Below are 18,475 nucleotides of genomic sequence, written 5' to 3' on the forward strand. Positions count from 1 at the left end.
AGCGTCAGCGCTTTCCCGCCTGACGCATAAACTCTTGCGCCCGCTTATGCCATTTTCGACTTTGAAATCATCAAACGATATATAAAACCGCTACTGCTTTTCATGGGGTTATAAATACACTGGGCGAACGGCTGGCATAAGCCGGATCTCTTGTTTTCTCAGGGTGCCCAATGACCAAAAGAACGATGAAAAATATCGTTGGCGGTATCGCCTTGTCGCTTAGCCTTGCGGGCGCGGCCGGTGCCACCGAACTGCTTAATAGCTCGTATGACGTTGCGCGCGAGCTGTTTGTCGCCCTGAATGCACCGTTCCAGAAAGAGTGGGATGCCAGCCATCCCGATGACAAACTCACCATTAAAATGTCACACGCCGGTTCGTCGAAACAGGCGCTGGCGATCCTGCAGGGGCTGCGCGCTGACGTCGTCACCTATAACCAGGTTACCGACGTGCAGGTGCTGCACGATAAAGGCAATCTGGTCGCGGCCGACTGGCAAAGCCGCCTGCCGAACAACAGCTCCCCCTTTTACTCCACCATGGCGTTTCTGGTGCGCAAGGGCAATCCGAAGCAGATTCACGACTGGGCCGATCTGGGCCGCGACGGCGTGAAGCTGGTCTTCCCGAATCCAAAAACCTCCGGCAACGGCCGCTATACCTGGCTGGCGGCCTGGGGCGCGACCAGCAAAGCCAACGGCGGAGACGAAGCGAAAACCCGCGCCTTTATGGCGCAGTTTCTGAAGAACGTCGAGGTGTTCGACACCGGCGGACGCGGCGCGACCACGACCTTCGCCGAACGCGGCCTCGGCGACGTGCTGATCAGCTTTGAATCTGAGGTTAACAATATCCGTAACCAGTACGGCAAAGATGAGTATGAAGTCGTGGTGCCGAAAACGGATATTCTCGCTGAGTTTCCGGTGGCCTGGGTCGATAAAAACGTCGAGCATAATCACACCGCCGACGCGGCGAAAGCCTATCTCAACTACCTCTACTCGCCCCAGGCGCAGCAAATCGTCACTGATTTCTACTACCGCGTGAACAACCCGCAGCTGATGGGCGAGCATCAGGATCGCTTCCCGCAGACGCAGCTGTTTCGCGTAGAAGATCAGTTTGGCGGCTGGGATAAGGCGATGAAAACCCACTTCGCCAGCGGTGGCGAGCTGGATCAACTGTTATCAGCGGGGCGTGGATAATGTTTGCCTTAACTCAGAAGCGCGTCCTGCCAGGATTTGGTCTTAGCCTCGGCACCAGCCTGCTGTTTACCTGTTTAATTCTCCTGCTGCCGATCAGCGCGCTGCTGATGCAGCTGTCGAAGATGACGCTGGCGCAGTACTGGGAAGTGATCAGCAATCCGCAGCTTGTAGCGGCCTATAAAGTGACGCTGCTATCGGCGGGCGTCGCGTCGCTGTTTAACGCGGTGTTCGGCATGATTATGGCGTGGATCCTGACGCGCTATCGCTTTCCCGGCCGCACGCTGCTGGATGGCCTGGTGGATCTGCCGTTCGCGCTGCCTACGGCGGTGGCGGGCCTGACGCTGGCCGGTCTCTTCTCGGTGAACGGCTGGTACGGCGAGTGGATCTATAACGCCTTCGGCATCAAAGTTTCCTATACCTGGCTCGGCATCGCCGTCGCCATGGCCTTTACCAGCATTCCCTTCGTGGTGCGCACCGTTCAGCCGGTGCTGGAAGAGCTGGGGCCGGAATATGAAGAGGCGGCGCAGACGCTGGGTGCGACTCCCTGGCAGAGCTTCCGCCGCGTGGTGCTGCCGGAAGTGGCGCCTGCGCTGCTGGCGGGCACCGCGCTCTCCTTTACCCGCAGCATCGGCGAGTTCGGCGCGGTGATTTTTATCGCCGGTAATATCGCCTGGAAAACCGAGGTCACCTCGCTAATGATTTTCGTGCGTTTGCAGGAGTTCGACTATCCGGCCGCCAGCGCTATCGCCTCGGTGATTCTGGCCGCGTCGCTGGTGCTGCTGTTTGCCATTAACACCCTGCAGAGCCGCTTCGGCCGCCGACTGGGAGGTCACTAATGGCGCATATTTCGCACATCAACGCCACCGACCGCCAGCCGTTTAACTGGAGCAAATGGCTACTGATCGGCATCGGCGTGCTGGTATCGCTGCTGCTGCTGGTGGTGCCGATGATCTCTATCTTCTACGAAGCCCTGAAGATGGGACTGGGCGTCGCCTTCCAGAACCTCGGCGACAGCGACATGCTGCACGCCATCTGGCTGACGGTGCTGGTGGCGCTGATTACCGTGCCGGTCAATCTGGTGTTCGGTACGCTGCTCGCCTGGCTGGTTACGCGCTTTAACTTTCCCGGCCGCCAGCTGCTGCTGACGCTGTTTGATATCCCGTTCGCCGTGTCGCCGGTGGTGGCAGGGCTGATGTATCTGCTGTTCTGGGGCGTCAACGGCCCGGCAGGCAGCTGGCTCGACGCGCATAACATTCAGGTGATGTTCGCCTGGCCCGGCATGGTGCTGGCCACCGTGTTCGTAACCTGTCCTTTTGTGGTGCGCGAGCTGGTGCCGGTGATGCTGAGCCAGGGCAGCCAGGAAGATGAGGCGGCGATCCTGCTCGGCGCCTCCGGCTGGCAGATGTTCCGCCGCGTAACGCTGCCGAACATTCGCTGGGCGATGCTCTACGGCGTGGTGCTGACCAACGCGCGCACCCTGGGCGAGTTCGGCGCGGTCTCGGTGGTGTCGGGATCGATTCGCGGCGAAACCTATACGCTGCCGCTGCAAATTGAATTACTGCATCAGGATTACAACGTGGTGGGCGCTTTTACCGCCGCCGCGCTGCTGACGCTGATGGCAATTGTGACGCTGTTTCTGAAAAGCATGCTGCAGTGGCGTTTAGAACAACAGCAGCATCGCCTGCAACAGGAGGAAAATCATGAGCATTGAGATTAAACAGATCAACAAATCTTTCGGCCGCACCCCGGTGTTGAACGATATCTCTCTGGATATTCCTTCTGGCCAGATGGTGGCGCTGCTGGGCCCGTCCGGCTCCGGGAAAACCACGCTGTTGCGTATTATCGCCGGGCTGGAGCACCAGAACAGCGGGCAGATCCGCTTTCACAATAAAGACGTCAGCGCGCTGCACGCCCGCGACCGCCAGGTCGGCTTCGTGTTTCAGCACTATGCGCTGTTCCGCCATATGACGGTGTTTGACAATATCGCCTTCGGCCTGACGGTGCTGCCGCGCCGTGAACGTCCTTCTTCCGCAGAGATTAAACAGCGCGTCACCCGCCTGCTGGAGATGGTGCAGCTGGCGCATCTGGCGAACCGCTTCCCGGCGCAGCTGTCGGGCGGCCAGAAGCAGCGCGTGGCGCTGGCGCGTGCGCTGGCGGTTGAACCGCAGATCCTGCTGCTTGACGAACCTTTCGGCGCGCTGGACGCGCAGGTGCGTAAAGAGCTGCGCCGCTGGCTGCGTCAGCTGCATGAAGAGCTGAAGTTCACCAGCGTCTTCGTCACCCACGATCAGGAAGAGGCGATGGAAGTGGCCGACCGCGTGGTGGTGATGAGCCAGGGCAATATCGAGCAGGTAGGCACGCCGGATGAGGTGTGGCGCGATCCCGCCACCCGCTTTGTGCTGGAGTTCCTCGGCGAAGTGAACCGCTTCGACGGCGAAGTCCACGGCTCGCAGTTCCACGTTGGCGCGCACCACTGGCCGCTGGGCTACACCCCGGCCCATCAGGGCGCGGTCGAACTTTTCCTGCGCCCGTGGGAAATTGACGTCTCCCGTCAGAGCAGCCTGGAGACGCCGCTGCCGGTCCAGATCCTTGAGGTGAGCCCGCGCGGCCACTTCTGGCAGCTGGTGGTTCAGCCGACCGGCTGGCAGAGCGAGCCGTTTTCGCTGGTGTTTGACGGCGAAAGAAGCGCGCCGGTGCGCGGCGAACGGCTGTTCGTCGGCCTGCAGCAGGCGCGCCTCTATCAGGGGGCAACGCCGCTGCGCGCTGTTGCCTTTGCCGAGAGCGCCTGATATTTTCTCACGCGACAGCGGGCGGGAATTATCCCGCCCTTTTTTTGTTCGCTTAGCTTCGCCGGGAAACGCACCTTGACCACTCTGCAAAATACCATCGGCAATACGCCGCTGATCAAACTCCAGCGCCTGACGCCCGCCAACGGCAGCGAAATCTGGCTCAAGCTGGAAGGCAATAATCCCGCTGGATCCGTTAAGGATCGCGCGGCCTGGTCGATGATCAATCAGGCGGAGCGGCGAGGTGATATCGCCCCTGGCGACCGCCTGATTGAGGCCACCAGCGGCAATACCGGTATCGCGCTGGCGATGATCGCCGCGATGAAGGGCTACGCGCTGCGCTTGCTGATGCCTGAGAATATGAGCCAGGAGCGGCAGGACGCGATGCGCGCCTACGGCGCCGAACTGGTGCTGGTAAGCCGCGAGCAGGGCATGGAGGGGGCGCGCGATATGGCGCTGGCGATGATGGCGCGCGGCGAAGGGCATGTGCTCGACCAGTTTAATAATCCCGACAATCCGCTTGGCCACTACCAGACCACCGGCCCGGAAATCTGGCAGCAGAGCGCCGGCCGCCTGACCCACTTCGTCTCCAGCATGGGCACCACCGGCACCATTACCGGCGTTGGCCGCTACCTGAAAGAGCAAAGCGACAGCGTCGCCATTGTTGGCCTGCAGCCGAAAGAGGGCAGCGCCATACCCGGCATCCGCCGCTGGCCGCAGGCCTATCTGCCGGGCATCTATCGGCCCGAGCTGGTGGACGAGGTAATAGATATGGGGCAGTCCGAGGCGGAAGAGACGATGCGGGCGCTGGCGCGCCGTGAAGGCATCTTCTGCGGCGTCAGCTCGGGCGGCGCCGTGGCGGGCGCGCTGCGTATCGCTCAGGCGCGTCCCGGCAGCATTATCGTCGCTATTGTCTGCGATCGCGGCGACCGCTACCTTTCGACTGGCGTCTATCGCTAATCTCTCTCTTAAACGGCCCGGATGCAGCTGACCGCTGCTGCCGGGCCGTTTTTGTCTATAGTCATCCTGAGCATCGTCTGACGCCTGATCTGTAAGGAACGCGTAAAACCGGCTGCGTCCGACGCCTGCTCAGGAGAAAATAGCGGCAATTCAGGCGAGAGACCCCTATGAAAATTTTATTAGTTGATGACGATGCGGAGCTGGGCACCATGCTCAGCCAGTACCTTATTGCTGAAGGCTTTGAAACCCAGCTGGTGCTCACCGGCAGCGCCGGGATCGAAGGCGCGCTCTCCGGCCGCTACACCGCGATGATCCTCGATATTATGCTGCCCGATATGAGCGGCATCGATGTGCTGCGGCAGGTGCGACAGAACAGTCGCCTGCCGGTAATCATGCTGACCGCCAAAGGGGACAATATCGATCGCGTTATTGGACTGGAGATGGGCGCGGACGACTATATGCCCAAACCCTGCTATCCGCGCGAGCTGGTTGCGCGGCTTCGCGCCGTGCTGCGCCGCTTTGAGGAGCAGACGCCGCAGCCGGATAAAAAAGAGCTGCTGCGCTGGGGCGAACTCACCCTCAATCCCGCCACGCGCATTACTGAATGGCAGGGTAAAATCTTCGATCTTACCGCCTCGGAATTTAACCTGCTGGATCTGCTGATGCGCGCGCCGGACCGCGTGGTGTCGAAAGATGAGCTGTCGGAGAAAGGGCTCGGCCGTCCGCGTGAAGCCTACGATCGCAGCGTTGACGTGCATATCAGCAACATCCGTCAGAAGCTGGCGGCGCTTACGGCCGACAGCGTGAATATCGAAACGGTGCGCAGCATCGGTTACCGCATTCGATGAAGCAGAACTACCGTGGGCGCATGTTCTGGAAGATTTTAATCGGCTTCTGGATCGTGTTCGTTATTATCAGCCAGCTGCTCTGGCTCGGCTTCAGCATCGCCGGCAATCGCCACGAGCCGCCGGAGATTATTGCCACGCGCCGCATCGTTAATCTGCAGATGGCCTCCGCCGTATCGGTGCTGGAGCGGGGCGGGCCTGGCTCGCTGAACGATATGATGGCGGACTGGGAGCCTAACGATCGTCAGTTCTTTTCGGTGATCCAGCATGCGCGCCCGGCCCATTCTGAAACGCTGCCGGCAACCTTTAGCCCGCCGTTTCAGGGCAAATTCCCTGATGTGATCGTACGCTGGGTAAAAGGCGCGGACGGAAAAGAGTATGAGCTGCGCTATAACGTCAAAGGGCTGCGCGAAGACAGTTCGATGGGCATGGACGGGCCGCGCCGCATTCTTAATATTCCTGAGCCGATGTTTATTTTCGCCGGGACGGTCGGGCTGTTGTTTAGTCTGCTGCTGGCGTGGAACCTGACGCGGCCGATGCGTCAGTTGCGCGAGGGCTTTTCTCGCGTCTCTAACGGCGATCTCAGCGTGCGGCTCTATCCCATGATGCGTAAGCGCCATGATGAGCTTTCCAACGTAGCGGAGGCGTTTGACGCCATGGTTGAGCGGCTCGATACCCTGGTGCGCGCGCGTGAGGAGCTGCTGCATGATATTTCCCATGAACTGCGTTCGCCGCTGGCACGCCTGCAGCTGGCCACCGGCCTGGCGCGTCAGACGCCGGCCAGCGTAAGCGCCTCTCTGGATCGCATCGACGAAGAGGCGCGGCGGCTGGATAAGATGATTGGCGAGCTGCTGACGCTGTCGCGCGCCGAGCATGAGTGCATGCCCGACGAGCAGTATTTCGATCTGACCGGTCTGGTACATGCGGTGGTAACCGACGTACGCTACGAGGCGCAAATTCCCGGCGTGCAGGTCGATTTCCTGGTTGATGAAAACGCTGATTACACCGTGCGCGGCAACGCCGAGCTGATCCGCCGCGGCATTGAGAATGTGCTGCGCAACGCGCTGCGTTTCTCGCTGCCCGGTCAGCATATTCAGGTCAGGCTTCAGGCGGAGCAGCAGTGGCTGGCGATTCGCGTACGCGATCAGGGGCCTGGGGTCGATGAGGAGAAGCTCTCCAGCATCTTCGATCCCTTTGTGCGGGTTAACTCGCCGCTGCTGGGCAAAGGCTATGGTCTGGGGCTGGCTATCGTACGCAAGGTGGTGCTGGCGCATCACGGCGAGGTGCAGGCGGTGAACCGCCCTGAGGGGGGGCTGGAGCTGACCATTCGTCTGCCGCGCTGGCAGGCGCAGGATAAGGCCTGACGCTGTGCGCCAGAGAACAGAAACAAAAACGGCACCCAGTGGGTGCCGTTTTTCTTAGCTGAATCTGTTACTTCTTGATGCGGATCACCGGCGTCTCGCCAACGGTAACCTGACCAGAGAGCTTAACCAGCTCTTTGATCTCGTCCATGTTGGAGATCACAACAGGCGTCAGCGTAGATTTCGCTTTCTCTTCCAGCAGCGGCAAATCAAACTCGATCACAACATCGCCTTTCTTGACCTTCTGGCCTTCTTCCGCGATGCGCTTGAAGCCTTCGCCTTTCAGCTCGACGGTGTCGATACCGAAGTGCACAAACAACTCAATGCCGTTGTCAGACTCGATTGAAAACGCGTGGTTGGTTTCGAAAATCTTGCCGATGGTGCCATCGACCGGCGCAACCATTTTGTTGCCGGTTGGCTTGATGGCGATACCGTCGCCGACGATCTTCTCGGCAAACACCACATCCGGTACGTCTTCAATGTTTACGATTTCGCCTGACAGAGGCGCAACAATATCAATCGTCCCAGATGTGCTTTCTGATTTATTGCCAAAAAGCTTGTCAAGAAAACCCATATTCTTCTCCTAAACAGTATTGTTGGGCCAGCGTCTCGTGGATCAGCAGAGTGTTTTCTCTTTGATGAACTTGTTAACCAGGTTCATCAGGTCTTCCGCTGTAGGTTGAGCCAGAGCCTGCTCCGCCAGAGCCTTCGCATCTTCGAAATTAGTATTGCGAATAATTTTCTTAATGCCTGGGATTGAAATGGCACTCATGCTGAATTCGTCCAGCCCCATACCCAGTAACAGTAGTGTAGCACGTTCATCACCGGCCAGCTCACCGCACATGCCGGTCCATTTACCTTCGGCATGAGAAGCATCGATCACCTGCTTGATCAAATTCAGCACCGACGGGGTCATCGGGTTATACAGGTGGGAAATCAAATCATTACCACGATCGACCGCCAGAGTATACTGCGTCAGGTCGTTTGTCCCAATACTGAAGAAGTCGACTTCTTTAGCCAGGTGACGCGCAATCACCGCTGAAGCCGGGGTTTCCACCATAATGCCGACTTCAATGGTTTCGTCGAACGCTTTACCTTCTTCGCGCAGCTGCGCTTTCAGGGTTTCCAGTTCGGCTTTCAGGATGCGCACCTCTTCAACAGAGATGATCATCGGGAACATAATGCGCAGCTTGCCGAAGGCGGAGGCGCGTAAAATAGCGCGCAGCTGAGCATGCAGGATCTCTTTGCGATCCATAGCGATACGGATTGCGCGCCAGCCGAGGAACGGGTTCTCTTCCTTCGGCAGGTTCATATAAGGCAGATCTTTGTCGCCGCCGATATCCATAGTACGCACGATTACCGCCTGCGAGCCGACAGCTTCAGCTACGGCTTTGTAGGCCTGGAACTGCTCTTCTTCGGTCGGCAGCGCGTCGCGATCCATAAACAGGAACTCGGTGCGGTAGAGGCCGACGCCTTCTGCGCCGTTGCGCTCAGCGCCTGCGACGTCGCGCACGGTGCCGATGTTGGCGCATACTTCAACCTGATGTCCGTCCAGGGTAATCGCCGGCAGATCTTTCAGCTTGGCCAGCTCATGTTTTTCGCTCAGATACTGAGTCTGCACCGCTTTCAGCTCTTCCAGCTCGCTCTCTGACGGATTAACGTAAACTTTGTTGTTCACGCCGTCCAGAATCAGGAAATCGCCGTTTTTGACCGTGGCGGTGACGTTGCCGGTACCGACAATCGCCGGCAGCTCCAGCGAGCGCGCCATAATCGAGGTGTGCGAGGTGCGGCCGCCGAGGTCGGTGATAAAGCCCAGCACCTTTTTCAGGTTCAGCTGTGCGGTTTCCGACGGCGTTAAATCTTTGGCTACCAGAATCGACTCTTCCTGGATAGCGCTCAGGTCGACGATATGCAGACCGAGAATGTTTTGCAGCAGACGTTTACCGATATCGCGAACGTCAGCGGCGCGTTCTTTGAGGTATTCGTCGTCCAGCTCTTCGAGCGCTTTCGCCTGACCGTCAATCACGGAGTAGGCAGCAGCGTCGGCCGAAGCGTGATCTTTCTTGATCAGGTCGATGATTTCCTGCTCCAGCTCTTCATCTTCCAGCAACATAATGTGGCCTTCGAAGATAGCTGCTTTCTCTTCACCAAACGTCTCACCCGCTTTCACTCTGATCGCTTCCAGCTGCTGCGCAGCCTGAGCACGGCCGTCGAGGAAGCGTTTTACTTCCTGCTCGACCTGGTCATCAGAAATTTTCTTGCGGTTGATGACGATCTCATCCTCAATCAACAGCAGAGCTTTGCCGAAAGCGATACCTGGTGATGCTAAAATGCCTGAAATCATAACCCTACCTTTTAATCACGATGGCTCTTAGACCCAATGCGTTGCCATTGTCGCGGGAGCTGTACTCTACGGATGTGATAACGCGGACAAGTTGTCCGCGATCAAGATGTTTGCACTCAATGGAGCAAAGGAGTCGGTATACAGCAAAAGCTGACTGAATTACTCCAGTTCAGCCATCAGTTTAACCAGATGCTCCACGGCCTGCTGCTCATCTTCACCTTCTGCGGAGAGCGTCACAACCGTGCCCTGAGTCAGGCCCAGCGTCTGCAGTTTGAACAGGCTCTTGGCGCTGGCGGATTTACCGTTAGAGGTAACGGTGATTTCTGACTGGAAGGCTTTCGCTTCTTTAACGAACTGCGCAGCAGGACGAGTGTGAAGACCATTAGGCGCGGTGATAGTAACTTCTTGCTGGAACATTCTGTTTCCCCAACGTTATCAGGTTTGGTGTTATGGACTTAAAGTCTAGCCTGGAGCCGTAACTTTAGCCTGTGTAGGTGCGCGGGTATAGCGTTACGCTGACCATTAAATGCGCTTGAATGAGTGCGTCATTCCAGTTGAAGGGTCAAAATCCCTGTCGAGCGCTTCAGCTGCTAATTATGCCGTGATTCGCCGTATCGCCAAATGCGTAAATCGATTCAGCTTGATCCACTTCAAAGGCTGATTAATTTCAGGCACCGAAATAATTGGCAGCTTAAATACCAGAGCTGAGTCACTGAAATCAATCTGGCCGGTGGCGAAAGTGGGATCTGCACCACAAAAAAGCACCCATTTGGGTGCTTTTTTCGACGTTTTCGGAATCTGGCGTTACTGCTGCAGCTCTTTCTCGGTGAAAAGATCGGCAAACAGCGCGGTACTTAAATAGCGCTCGCCGGAGGAGGGGAGAATAACCACGATGTTCTTATTGGCGAACGCCTCATCTTCCTGCAGCTTCAGCGCCGCCGCGACCGCTGCGCCGGAAGAGATACCGGCGAGGATGCCTTCCTCTTCCATTAGCTGACGCGCCGTGCTGATCGCCTCTTCGTTGGTGATCGCCACGACGCGATCCACCAGATTGAGATCGAGGTTGCCAGGAATAAAGCCAGCGCCGATGCCCTGGATCTTATGCGGGCCAGGTTTGATCTCTTCGCCCGCGATCGCCTGAGCGATAACCGGGGAGTCGGTCGGCTCCACTGCCACGGTAATCAGATCTTTCTTGCCTTTGGTGTTCTTGATATAGCGAGAAACGCCGGTGAGCGTACCGCCAGTGCCGACGCCCGCGATAAACACATCAACCGCGCCGTCGGTATCTTCCCAGATTTCCGGGCCGGTGGTCTTTTCATGGATCTCCGGGTTCGCCGGGTTGCTGAACTGCTGCAGCAGCACATATTTATCGGGATTGCTGGCGACGATCTCTTCCGCCTTCGCGATAGCGCCTTTCATGCCTTTCGGCCCTTCGGTCAAGACCAGATTGGCGCCCAGCGCTTTCAGCAGCTTGCGGCGCTCGACGGACATGGTTTCTGGCATGGTCAGCGTCAGCTTGTAGCCGCGCGCGGCGGCGACGTAGGCCAGCGCAATACCGGTATTGCCGCTGGTCGGCTCGACCAGCTCAATGCCCGGTTTCAAAATGCCGCGTTTCTCTGCGTCCCAAATCATATTGGCACCGATACGGCATTTAACGCTGAAGCTGGGGTTACGGGATTCTACCTTCGCCAGAATGCGGCCGTTACCGATGCGGTTCAGTCGAACCAGGGGCGTATGACCAATGGTCAACGAGTTATCTTCATAGATCTTACTCATAGCCTGTCCTTAACTGTATGAATTATTGGGAACCCAATGAGCATACCCTTTCTGTCTACGCGCGGAAGGAAAGAAAACGCATATCTATATGTCCCCACGCAATAAGCCTCGCTAAAAAATGCATAAGGCGCTCTGATAAGTACTAGCGTAGCTCAGCACGGGCCAGCTGCGCGCGATAGCGATCGACCCACATGGCCGTCGCGCCGCAGACTGCAACCGGCATAATCGCCAGGTTGAGAATAGGGATCATGGTGAACAGGCTGACCAGCGCGCCGAACTGCATATTGGCGCTTTTATGCTGGCGCAGGGCGCTGCGCATCTGCTGAAAGCTGACTTTATGGTTATCGAACGGATAGTCGCAATACTGCACCGAGAGCATCCACGCGCTGAACAGGAACCAGAGCACCGGTGCCACCGTCTGGCCAAAGCCGGGAATAAAGTAGAGCAGCAGCAGGCCGAGTGCGCGCGGCAGATAGTAGCCGAGCTTTTGCAGCTCGCGCTTCATAATGCGCGGCACATCCTTCAGCATCGCCATCCAGCCGCTGTCCGGCAGCGGCTTGCCCGTCAGGCGACCTTCCAGCTGCTCCGCCAGCAGGCCGCAAAAGGGCGCGGCGATCCAGTTGGCAATAGTAGAAAAGAAGTAGCTAAACACCAGCACAATGGAGACGACCGACAGCGGCCAGAGCAGGTAGCTTAGCCACTGCAGCCAGTCGGGAATATGCGCCATCAGCTGCGGGATCCAGCTGCCCAACTGGGTGAACAGCCAGGCGAATGCACCGCCCAGCAGCAGGATATTGACCAGCAGCGGAATAATGACAAAGCGCCGAATGCCTGGCAGACGGATCAGTCTCCAGCCTTCGCTAAAATAGTGCACGCCGTTGAAACTTGAGACAGTGTTCTCGTGGGCCATACAGGCAACTCTCCAGGAAATAATCAGGCGAGACCATGATAACCTGGCTTTTTCTCCTGACTATGAGGCGATTGTGTGAAAAAACAGCAAAAAACCGTGGGGTGACTATCTTATTTGTCAGAAAATACTGCACGAGCTTGCACTTGTTTAGCTGGGCAAATACAGTTAGAGGATAAAGTTTGCCGCGGTGGCAAGGTATTGGAACAACAGAGAATACAATGATGCAGGATTTGCGTCTGATATTAATCGTTGTTGGCGCGATCGCCATTATAGCGCTCCTTCTTCACGGGCTGTGGACCAGCCGTAAAGAGCGCTCGTCCGTGTTTCGCGATCGCCCGCACAAACGGCTCAAACAGCGCGACCAGCGCGACGATGAAGACAGCCTGACCGACGATGAAGAGAGCGTCGGCGAGGTGCGTGTGCGCCATGAGCGGCCGCATCAGGAGCCGCGCATCGACAATTTCCGCGACGAGCAGCAGGATGATGCGCCGCTCTTCAGCGCAACGCCGGAGAAGCCGCGTCAGCCCGCCGCGCGCCCGCAGCCTCAGCAGGAAGACGATCCGCTGCTGACGCCGCAGCAGTCGCGTCCTCAGCCGCCGCGTCCGCAACCTCAGCCTGTTCAGGCGCCAGCGCCGCAGGAACCTGCGCCGCGTTTTGCGCCAGCGCAGCCGATTCAGGCCGATCCGCTGCTCGATTTAGATCCGCTGGAAGCCGCGCAGCCCGAGCCGCAGTTCCAGGCAGAGCCGCAGCCGCAGCCGCAGCAGCCTGTACGCCATCCGGCGGAGCAGCAGGTTGAGCCGGTTCGCCAGGAAGCGCCTAAAGCGCCAGGCAAGCCGAAAGAGACGGTGCTGGTGCTGCACGTCGCCGCCCATACTGGCGGTACGCTGAACGGGGAAGCGCTGCTGCAGGGCATTCTGCAGGCGGGCTTCCAGTTTGGCGAAATGAATATTTTCCATCGCCATCTCAGCCCGGCGGGCAGCGGACCGGTGCTTTTCAGCCTGGCGAATATGGTGAAGCCTGGCTCGTTCAATCCGGATGAGATGTCTGACTTCTCCACGCCTGGCATCTCAATCTTTATGATGGTGCCTTCCTACGGCGACGCGAACCAAAACTTTAAGCTGATGCTGCAGTCTGCGCAGCGTATCGCCGATGACGTCGGCGGCGTGGTGCTCGACGACGAGCGTCGCATGATGACGCCGCAGAAGCTGGAAACCTACAAGAACCGCATACGCGAAGTTATTGAATCCCGAGAATAGGGCAAACCGTTAATCCTGATTCACCAAACCCCCGCCTGTCGGGGGTTTTTTATCTGATGGGGCAATATGAAATCCGTTCAGGACCAGATCACCGAACTGCGCACCACGCTGCGCCATCATGAGTACCTTTACCACGTCATGGACGCGCCCGAAATACCGGACGCCGAATATGACCGCCTGATGCGCGAGCTGCGCGCGCTGGAAGAGCAGCATCCCGAACTTATCACGCCTGACTCGCCGACCCAGCGCGTCGGCGCCGCGCCGCTGACGGTATTCGAGCAGGTGCGCCATGAGGTGCCGATGCTCTCGCTGGACAATACCTTCGACGAAGCCGGTTTCCTCGCCTTTAACAAGCGCGTGCAGGATCGGCTGAAAAACAGCGACGATATCGCCTACTGCTGCGAACTCAAGCTGGATGGCCTGGCGGTGAGCCTGCTTTATGAAAACGGCCTGCTGACGCGTGCCGCCACCCGCGGCGACGGCACCACAGGCGAAAATATCACCGCCAACGTCCGCACCATCGGCGCCATCCCGCTGCGCCTGAAGGGTGACGATGTTCCCGCGCGGCTGGAAGTGCGCGGCGAAGTCTTTATGACGCAGCGCGGCTTTGAGAAGCTGAACGCCGAAGCGCGCCGCACCGACGGCAAGATCTTCGCCAACCCGCGCAACGCCGCCGCCGGCTCGCTGCGCCAGCTCGATCCGCGCATCACCGCGAAGCGTCCGCTTACTTTTTTCTGCTACGGCTTCGGGCTGCTGGAAGGCGGCGAGCTGCCGGGCAGCCACTATGCGCGTCTGCAGCAGTTTAAAGCCTGGGGACTGCCGGTCAGCGATCGTATTAAGCTGGTACACAGCGCGGACGAGGCGCTGGCCTTCTACCGTCAGGTTGAGGAGACGCGTCCAGAGCTGGGATTTGATATCGACGGCGTGGTAATCAAAGTTGACTCGCAGGAACTGCAGGAGCGCCTCGGGTTTGTGGCGCGCGCGCCGCGTTGGGCGGTCGCCTTTAAGTTCCCGGCGCAGGAGCAGATGACGTTTGTGCGCGACGTTGAATTTCAGGTAGGCCGCACCGGCGCCGTTACCCCGGTAGCGCGTCTTGAGCCGGTGCTGGTAGCGGGCGCCATGGTCAGCAACGCGACCCTGCACAACGCGGACGAAATCGAGCGTCTCGGCCTGCGCATCGGCGACAAAGTGGTTATCCGCCGCGCCGGCGACGTTATTCCGCAGGTGGTTAACGTTGTGCTCTCCGAACGCCCGGCAGATGCGCGTGAAGTGGTGTTTCCTGCCCACTGTCCGGTGTGCGGCTCCGACGTTGAGCGCGTCGAAGGGGAAGCCGTAACGCGCTGCACCGGCGGGCTGATCTGCGGCGCGCAGCGCAAAGAGGCGCTAAAGCACTTTGTCTCGCGTCGCGCCATGGACGTCGACGGCCTGGGCGATAAAATCATCGACCAGCTGGTAGAAACCGAATATGTCAAAACGCCGGCGGATCTGTTCAGGCTGACGCCGGAGAAGCTGCTCGGTCTGGATCGCATGGGACCGAAGTCCGCGCAAAACGTGGTGAACGCACTGGAGAAAGCGAAGTCGACCACCCTGGCGCGCTTTCTCTACGCGCTCGGCATTCGCGAAGTGGGCGAGGCGACCGCTGCTAACCTGGCAAACCACTTTGGCGAGCTGCAAAAAGTGATGGACGCCGATCTGGAGGCGCTGATCGCAGTGCAGGACGTCGGCACCGTTGTCGCCACCCACGTACGCAACTTTATGGAAGAAGAGAGCAACCGCGAAATCATTCGCCAGCTGGTGGAGGAGAGGGGCGTACACTGGCCGAAAATCGACGTGGTCAAGGCGGAAGAGATCGACAGCCCGTTCGCCGGGAAAACCGTGGTGCTGACCGGTTCGCTGACCCAGCTCACGCGCGACGAGGCGAAAGATCGCCTGACCGCCCTCGGCGCAAAAGTCAGCGGCAGCGTATCAAAGAAAACCGATCTGGTTATCGCAGGCGAAGCGGCAGGCTCCAAGCTGGTCAAAGCGCAGGAGCTGGGCATTGAGGTAATCGACGAAGCCGAAATGATCCGGCGGCTGGATGCCTGATATGGACAAAGCGCACCTGGTGGAGATCGCCAATACGGCGATGCCGTTCGGCAAATATAAAGGCTGCCTGCTGATCGATCTGCCGGAGCCTTACCTGCTGTGGTTCGCGCGCAAAGCGGAGTTCCCCTCGGGCCATCTGGGCGAGCTGATGCAGATGACGCTCGCCATCAAGATCGAAGGCCTGGAAGGGCTGGTTAAACCGCTTAAACGCAACGCATAAAAAAGCCCGCTTCGGCGGGCTTTTCGTTATTTTTGCGACTCGACAACGGTCGGCTTCACCTGCTGCGCCAGCTTCTTCTCGTGGCTGACTTTATAGCGCTGGGCGATCCAGGAGCAGACCATAAGCTGCACCTGATGAAAGATCATCAGCGGCAGCACGATAATGCCCACCGCGCTGGCCGGGAACAGAATATTGGCCATCGGCACGCCGTTCGCCAGGCTCTTTTTCGAGCCGCAGAACAGCACCACGATTTCATCGGCGCGGTTAAAGCCGAACAGGCGCGAAGCGCAGAGGTTAATCACCAGCACCAGTGCCAGCAGCAGGATGCAGCCCGCCAGAATCCACAGCAGGGTATCGATGCCGACGCGATGCCAGATACCGTTAACCACCGCTTCGCTAAAGGCGGAGTAAACCACCAGCAGAATCGAGGTCTGGTCGGTTTTACCGATCAGGCTGCGATGTCTCTCCACCCAGCCCGCAATCCAGCGGCGCGACAGATGACCCAGGATAAACGGCACCAGCAGCTGCAGCATAATCTTGCCGACCTGCTCAAAACCGTCGGTGGGCGTACTGCTGTGAACATCCATTACCAGGTTCACCAGCAGCGGGGAGATAAAGACGCCCAGCAGGCTCGACGCCGAGGCGCTGCATACCGCCGCCGCAACGTTGCCGCCAGCCATCGAGGTAAAGGCGATAGCGGACTGCACCGTGGCGGGCAAAATGCAGAGATAGAGAAAGCCGGTGTAGATCTCGGCGCTGACGTTAGCCGGATGCCACCAGACGATCAGCAGGCCGAGGATCGGAAAGAGCACAAAGGTGCTGAACATAATCCACAGGTGCAGTCGCCAGTGGCTGCTGCCTGCGATGATCTTTTCCCGCGACAGCTTGGCACCGTGCATAAAAAAGAGCAGGGCGATAGCGGCCGTGGTCAGATAGTCAAAGATATCGACAAAAATGCCTTTGGCGGGCAGAAAGGTGGCCAGCAGCACCGTGATGATCAGTTTGATCATCATCGGATCGAGTCGCAGAAATCCCATTGTTAAAATCCGGTTAAAAGTTACATGCTGTGATTGTGCGCGATGCGGGTTTAGAAATAAAATTGATTTATTGCATCAATCTATGAGCGATTTAGATGAATTATACCCTGCGCCAGCTGCGCACCTTTGTCGCCGTCGCCCACCACGGCGGATTCAGCCAGGCCGGACAGGCGATCGGCCTCAGCCAGTCGGCCGTCAGCCACAGCATTAAAGAGCTGGAGGCGGTTATCGGCGTGCGGCTGCTCGATCGCACCACGCGCGAGGTGATGCTGACGGAAGCGGGGCGGCAGCTGGCGTCGCGCATGGCGGGCCTGCTGGGGGAGATGGACTCGACGCTGCTCGATATTCGCAGCTACGGCGAACAGCGAAGCGGCACGGTGCGCATCGCCGCCAGTCAGACCATCTCTGCCCATCTGATGCCACAATGCCTCGCTGCCAGCCAGAAAAGCTATCCAGATATTCACGTTATTCTGCACGACCGGATGCAGCAGGTGGTTTTGCAGAGCGTACGCAATGCCGAAGTCGATTTTGGCATTGTTATCGGCCCGCTTAGCGACAGCGATCTCGACTGCCAGCCGATCCTGCAAGAGCCTTTTTTACTGCTGTGCCGCAGCGACGATCCGCTCGCCGCGGTGGATAAGGCGCAGTGGCGTATGCTGGCGGGACGCGACATGGTGCTGCAGGATTACGCCTCCGGCAGTCGCGTGTTGATTGACGCAGCGCTGCGTCAGCAGCAGGTGGAGATTAAGGTGGTGCAGGATATCGGGCATCCGGCAACGCTGTTTCCCATGGTCGATGCGGGCATTGGCATCAGTATCTTGCCGGCGCTGGCGCTGCCGCTCCCGGCGGGCAGGGCGCTGACGGTGCGTCGACTCTATCCCGAAATCAACCGCAGCCTGATGCTGGTCAAGCGCAAAAACCGTTCGCTGACGCCGGCGGCGCAGGCCATCTGGCAGGAAGCGCGTCAGCAGGCGATGCTGCTGACGCAACAACGTGTGAGTAACCCGCCGTTTTAGATATAAACGTTTAGCTGATTGGTTGCGGTCGGGCGATTGATGCCGTCGGCGCTCTGGGCGTCGCTCATCTGATTCGCCGGTTCGCTTTTCTGCTGTGCCTGCTCGTTTTGTTTCTGTTCAAGCTGGGCGATTTGCGCTTCGAGCATTGCGATCTGTGACTGGTACATCTGTTCCATTTCCGACTTCTGCTCGTCGGTCAGCTCCTGATTATCCGCAAGCTCTTTAACCTGCCTGGTGATGCTCTGGATCTGTTTATTTAGCGCGGAAATCTGCGACGACACGCTGCCGTCGCTCCCGCCGCTGCTACTAACCGTGCTGGCTAATAAAGCGGATATTGATGACATCGGTTTTCTCCTTTTAAGTAGACAAAAACGTTATCGGTTGGGGAGAAAAAGCCTTGAGGCAGGAAAGCGTTAAGGTTTGTAAAAGACAGGGAAAGTTACTCCTGATTTTTCTCAAACGCCGCACGATGCTAGATAAAGGCGCGCGGGATAGGCCGTGAAGTAAAGCGCCCGCCGCAGGGAAGCGGCGGCCGAGGCCACACGGACGTGTTCACGCCGACTTTAGGTAACGGCCCATCCAGGGCCTCGCCCTGCGGGTGATGCTGCGCATCAGCCTGAATCGCTCCGGCGATTCAGTCGAACCTGCGCAGGTTCTCATCCTGCACGCTAACACTCGGCGCGCAGAAACGA

At 58.5% G+C, this 18,475-nt stretch carries 18 protein-coding genes; 11 read left to right on the forward strand and 7 right to left on the reverse strand.

Going from position 1 to position 18,475, the window contains the following annotated elements:
- Positions 1 to 170: 170 nt before the first annotated feature.
- The 7 genes from MHZ97_RS12755 to MHZ97_RS12785 all read left to right on the forward strand — a co-directional run bounded on the left by MHZ97_RS12755 (position 171) and on the right by MHZ97_RS12785 (position 7,142).
- Positions 171 to 1,187 (forward strand): sulfate ABC transporter substrate-binding protein, encoded by a 1,017-nt coding sequence (locus MHZ97_RS12755; RefSeq protein WP_103794296.1) that lies wholly within the window; start codon positions 171 to 173, stop codon positions 1,185 to 1,187.
- Complete coding sequence (gene cysT, locus MHZ97_RS12760) at positions 1,187 to 2,023, forward strand: sulfate/thiosulfate ABC transporter permease CysT (protein WP_103794295.1); 837 nt, start codon at positions 1,187 to 1,189, stop codon at positions 2,021 to 2,023. Before MHZ97_RS12755 ends, cysT begins: the two co-directional genes overlap by 1 nt.
- On the forward strand, positions 2,023 to 2,898 hold the full coding sequence (gene cysW / locus MHZ97_RS12765) for a sulfate/thiosulfate ABC transporter permease CysW (protein ID WP_103794294.1): 876 nt from the start codon (positions 2,023 to 2,025) through the stop codon (positions 2,896 to 2,898). The genes cysT and cysW overlap by 1 nt, the downstream gene beginning before the upstream one ends.
- On the forward strand, positions 2,888 to 3,976 hold the full coding sequence (gene cysA, locus MHZ97_RS12770; RefSeq protein WP_103794293.1) for a sulfate/thiosulfate ABC transporter ATP-binding protein CysA: 1,089 nt from the start codon (positions 2,888 to 2,890) through the stop codon (positions 3,974 to 3,976). Before cysW ends, cysA begins: the two co-directional genes overlap by 11 nt.
- A gap of 75 nt (positions 3,977 to 4,051) precedes the next feature.
- A complete protein-coding gene (gene cysM, locus MHZ97_RS12775) occupies positions 4,052 to 4,933 on the forward strand; it encodes a cysteine synthase CysM (protein WP_103794292.1) in 882 nt (293 codons plus the stop codon).
- A gap of 167 nt (positions 4,934 to 5,100) precedes the next feature.
- Positions 5,101 to 5,781 (forward strand): response regulator transcription factor, encoded by a 681-nt coding sequence (locus MHZ97_RS12780; RefSeq protein ID WP_239314728.1) that lies wholly within the window; start codon positions 5,101 to 5,103, stop codon positions 5,779 to 5,781.
- Positions 5,778 to 7,142 (forward strand): ATP-binding protein, encoded by a 1,365-nt coding sequence (locus MHZ97_RS12785; protein WP_103794290.1) that lies wholly within the window; start codon positions 5,778 to 5,780, stop codon positions 7,140 to 7,142. The genes MHZ97_RS12780 and MHZ97_RS12785 overlap by 4 nt, the downstream gene beginning before the upstream one ends.
- A gap of 67 nt (positions 7,143 to 7,209) precedes the next feature.
- Here MHZ97_RS12785 and crr read toward each other — a convergent pair whose 3' ends face one another.
- The 5 genes from crr to cysZ form a co-directional block, all read right to left on the reverse strand.
- Positions 7,210 to 7,713, reverse strand: a complete 504-nt coding sequence (crr, locus tag MHZ97_RS12790) for a PTS glucose transporter subunit IIA (RefSeq protein WP_033753703.1) — start codon at positions 7,711 to 7,713, stop codon at positions 7,210 to 7,212.
- Positions 7,714 to 7,755: 42 nt separating this feature from the next.
- The gene (gene ptsI / locus MHZ97_RS12795; protein ID WP_103794289.1) at positions 7,756 to 9,483 is read right to left on the reverse strand and encodes a phosphoenolpyruvate-protein phosphotransferase PtsI; all 1,728 of its coding nucleotides are present in this window, start codon (positions 9,481 to 9,483) and stop codon (positions 7,756 to 7,758) included.
- Positions 9,484 to 9,642: 159 nt separating this feature from the next.
- The gene (gene ptsH / locus MHZ97_RS12800; RefSeq protein WP_007889063.1) at positions 9,643 to 9,900 is read right to left on the reverse strand and encodes a phosphocarrier protein Hpr; all 258 of its coding nucleotides are present in this window, start codon (positions 9,898 to 9,900) and stop codon (positions 9,643 to 9,645) included.
- Positions 9,901 to 10,287: 387 nt separating this feature from the next.
- Positions 10,288 to 11,259 carry a cysteine synthase A gene (gene cysK / locus MHZ97_RS12805; protein WP_103794287.1) on the reverse strand — a complete coding sequence of 324 codons (972 nt, stop codon included), beginning with the start codon at positions 11,257 to 11,259 and terminating at the stop codon, positions 10,288 to 10,290.
- A 142-nt stretch (positions 11,260 to 11,401) separates the two neighbouring features.
- Positions 11,402 to 12,169 (reverse strand): sulfate transporter CysZ, encoded by a 768-nt coding sequence (gene cysZ / locus MHZ97_RS12810; protein ID WP_103794286.1) that lies wholly within the window; start codon positions 12,167 to 12,169, stop codon positions 11,402 to 11,404.
- A gap of 218 nt (positions 12,170 to 12,387) precedes the next feature.
- Between cysZ and zipA the strand changes: the two genes are divergently transcribed.
- The 3 genes from zipA (at position 12,388) to MHZ97_RS12825 (ending at position 15,730) form a co-directional block, all read left to right on the forward strand.
- Positions 12,388 to 13,425 (forward strand): cell division protein ZipA, encoded by a 1,038-nt coding sequence (gene zipA, locus MHZ97_RS12815; protein ID WP_239314727.1) that lies wholly within the window; start codon positions 12,388 to 12,390, stop codon positions 13,423 to 13,425.
- A gap of 66 nt (positions 13,426 to 13,491) precedes the next feature.
- Entirely contained in the window at positions 13,492 to 15,510 is a 2,019-nt protein-coding gene (gene ligA, locus MHZ97_RS12820; protein ID WP_239314726.1) for an NAD-dependent DNA ligase LigA, read from the forward strand.
- 1 nt (position 15,511) lies between these two features.
- The gene (locus tag MHZ97_RS12825; protein ID WP_033753686.1) at positions 15,512 to 15,730 is read left to right on the forward strand and encodes a DUF3820 family protein; all 219 of its coding nucleotides are present in this window, start codon (positions 15,512 to 15,514) and stop codon (positions 15,728 to 15,730) included.
- Positions 15,731 to 15,756: 26 nt separating this feature from the next.
- On the opposite strand, the gene MHZ97_RS12830 is transcribed toward MHZ97_RS12825, so the two are convergent.
- A complete protein-coding gene (locus tag MHZ97_RS12830; protein WP_239314725.1) occupies positions 15,757 to 16,767 on the reverse strand; it encodes a bile acid:sodium symporter family protein in 1,011 nt (336 codons plus the stop codon).
- 95 nt (positions 16,768 to 16,862) lie between these two features.
- Between MHZ97_RS12830 and MHZ97_RS12835 the strand changes: the two genes are divergently transcribed.
- Positions 16,863 to 17,783 carry a LysR family transcriptional regulator gene (locus MHZ97_RS12835; RefSeq protein ID WP_239314724.1) on the forward strand — a complete coding sequence of 307 codons (921 nt, stop codon included), beginning with the start codon at positions 16,863 to 16,865 and terminating at the stop codon, positions 17,781 to 17,783.
- Here the strand turns inward: MHZ97_RS12835 and MHZ97_RS12840 are convergent.
- Entirely contained in the window at positions 17,780 to 18,127 is a 348-nt protein-coding gene (locus tag MHZ97_RS12840) for a FlxA-like family protein (RefSeq protein ID WP_103794280.1), read from the reverse strand. The genes MHZ97_RS12835 and MHZ97_RS12840 overlap by 4 nt on opposite strands.
- Positions 18,128 to 18,475 lie beyond the last annotated feature (348 nt).

Source organism: Pantoea sp. ACRSC (assembly GCF_022346785.1).
In the GTDB taxonomy this organism is placed as follows: Bacteria; Pseudomonadota; Gammaproteobacteria; order Enterobacterales; family Enterobacteriaceae; genus Pantoea; species Pantoea alvi.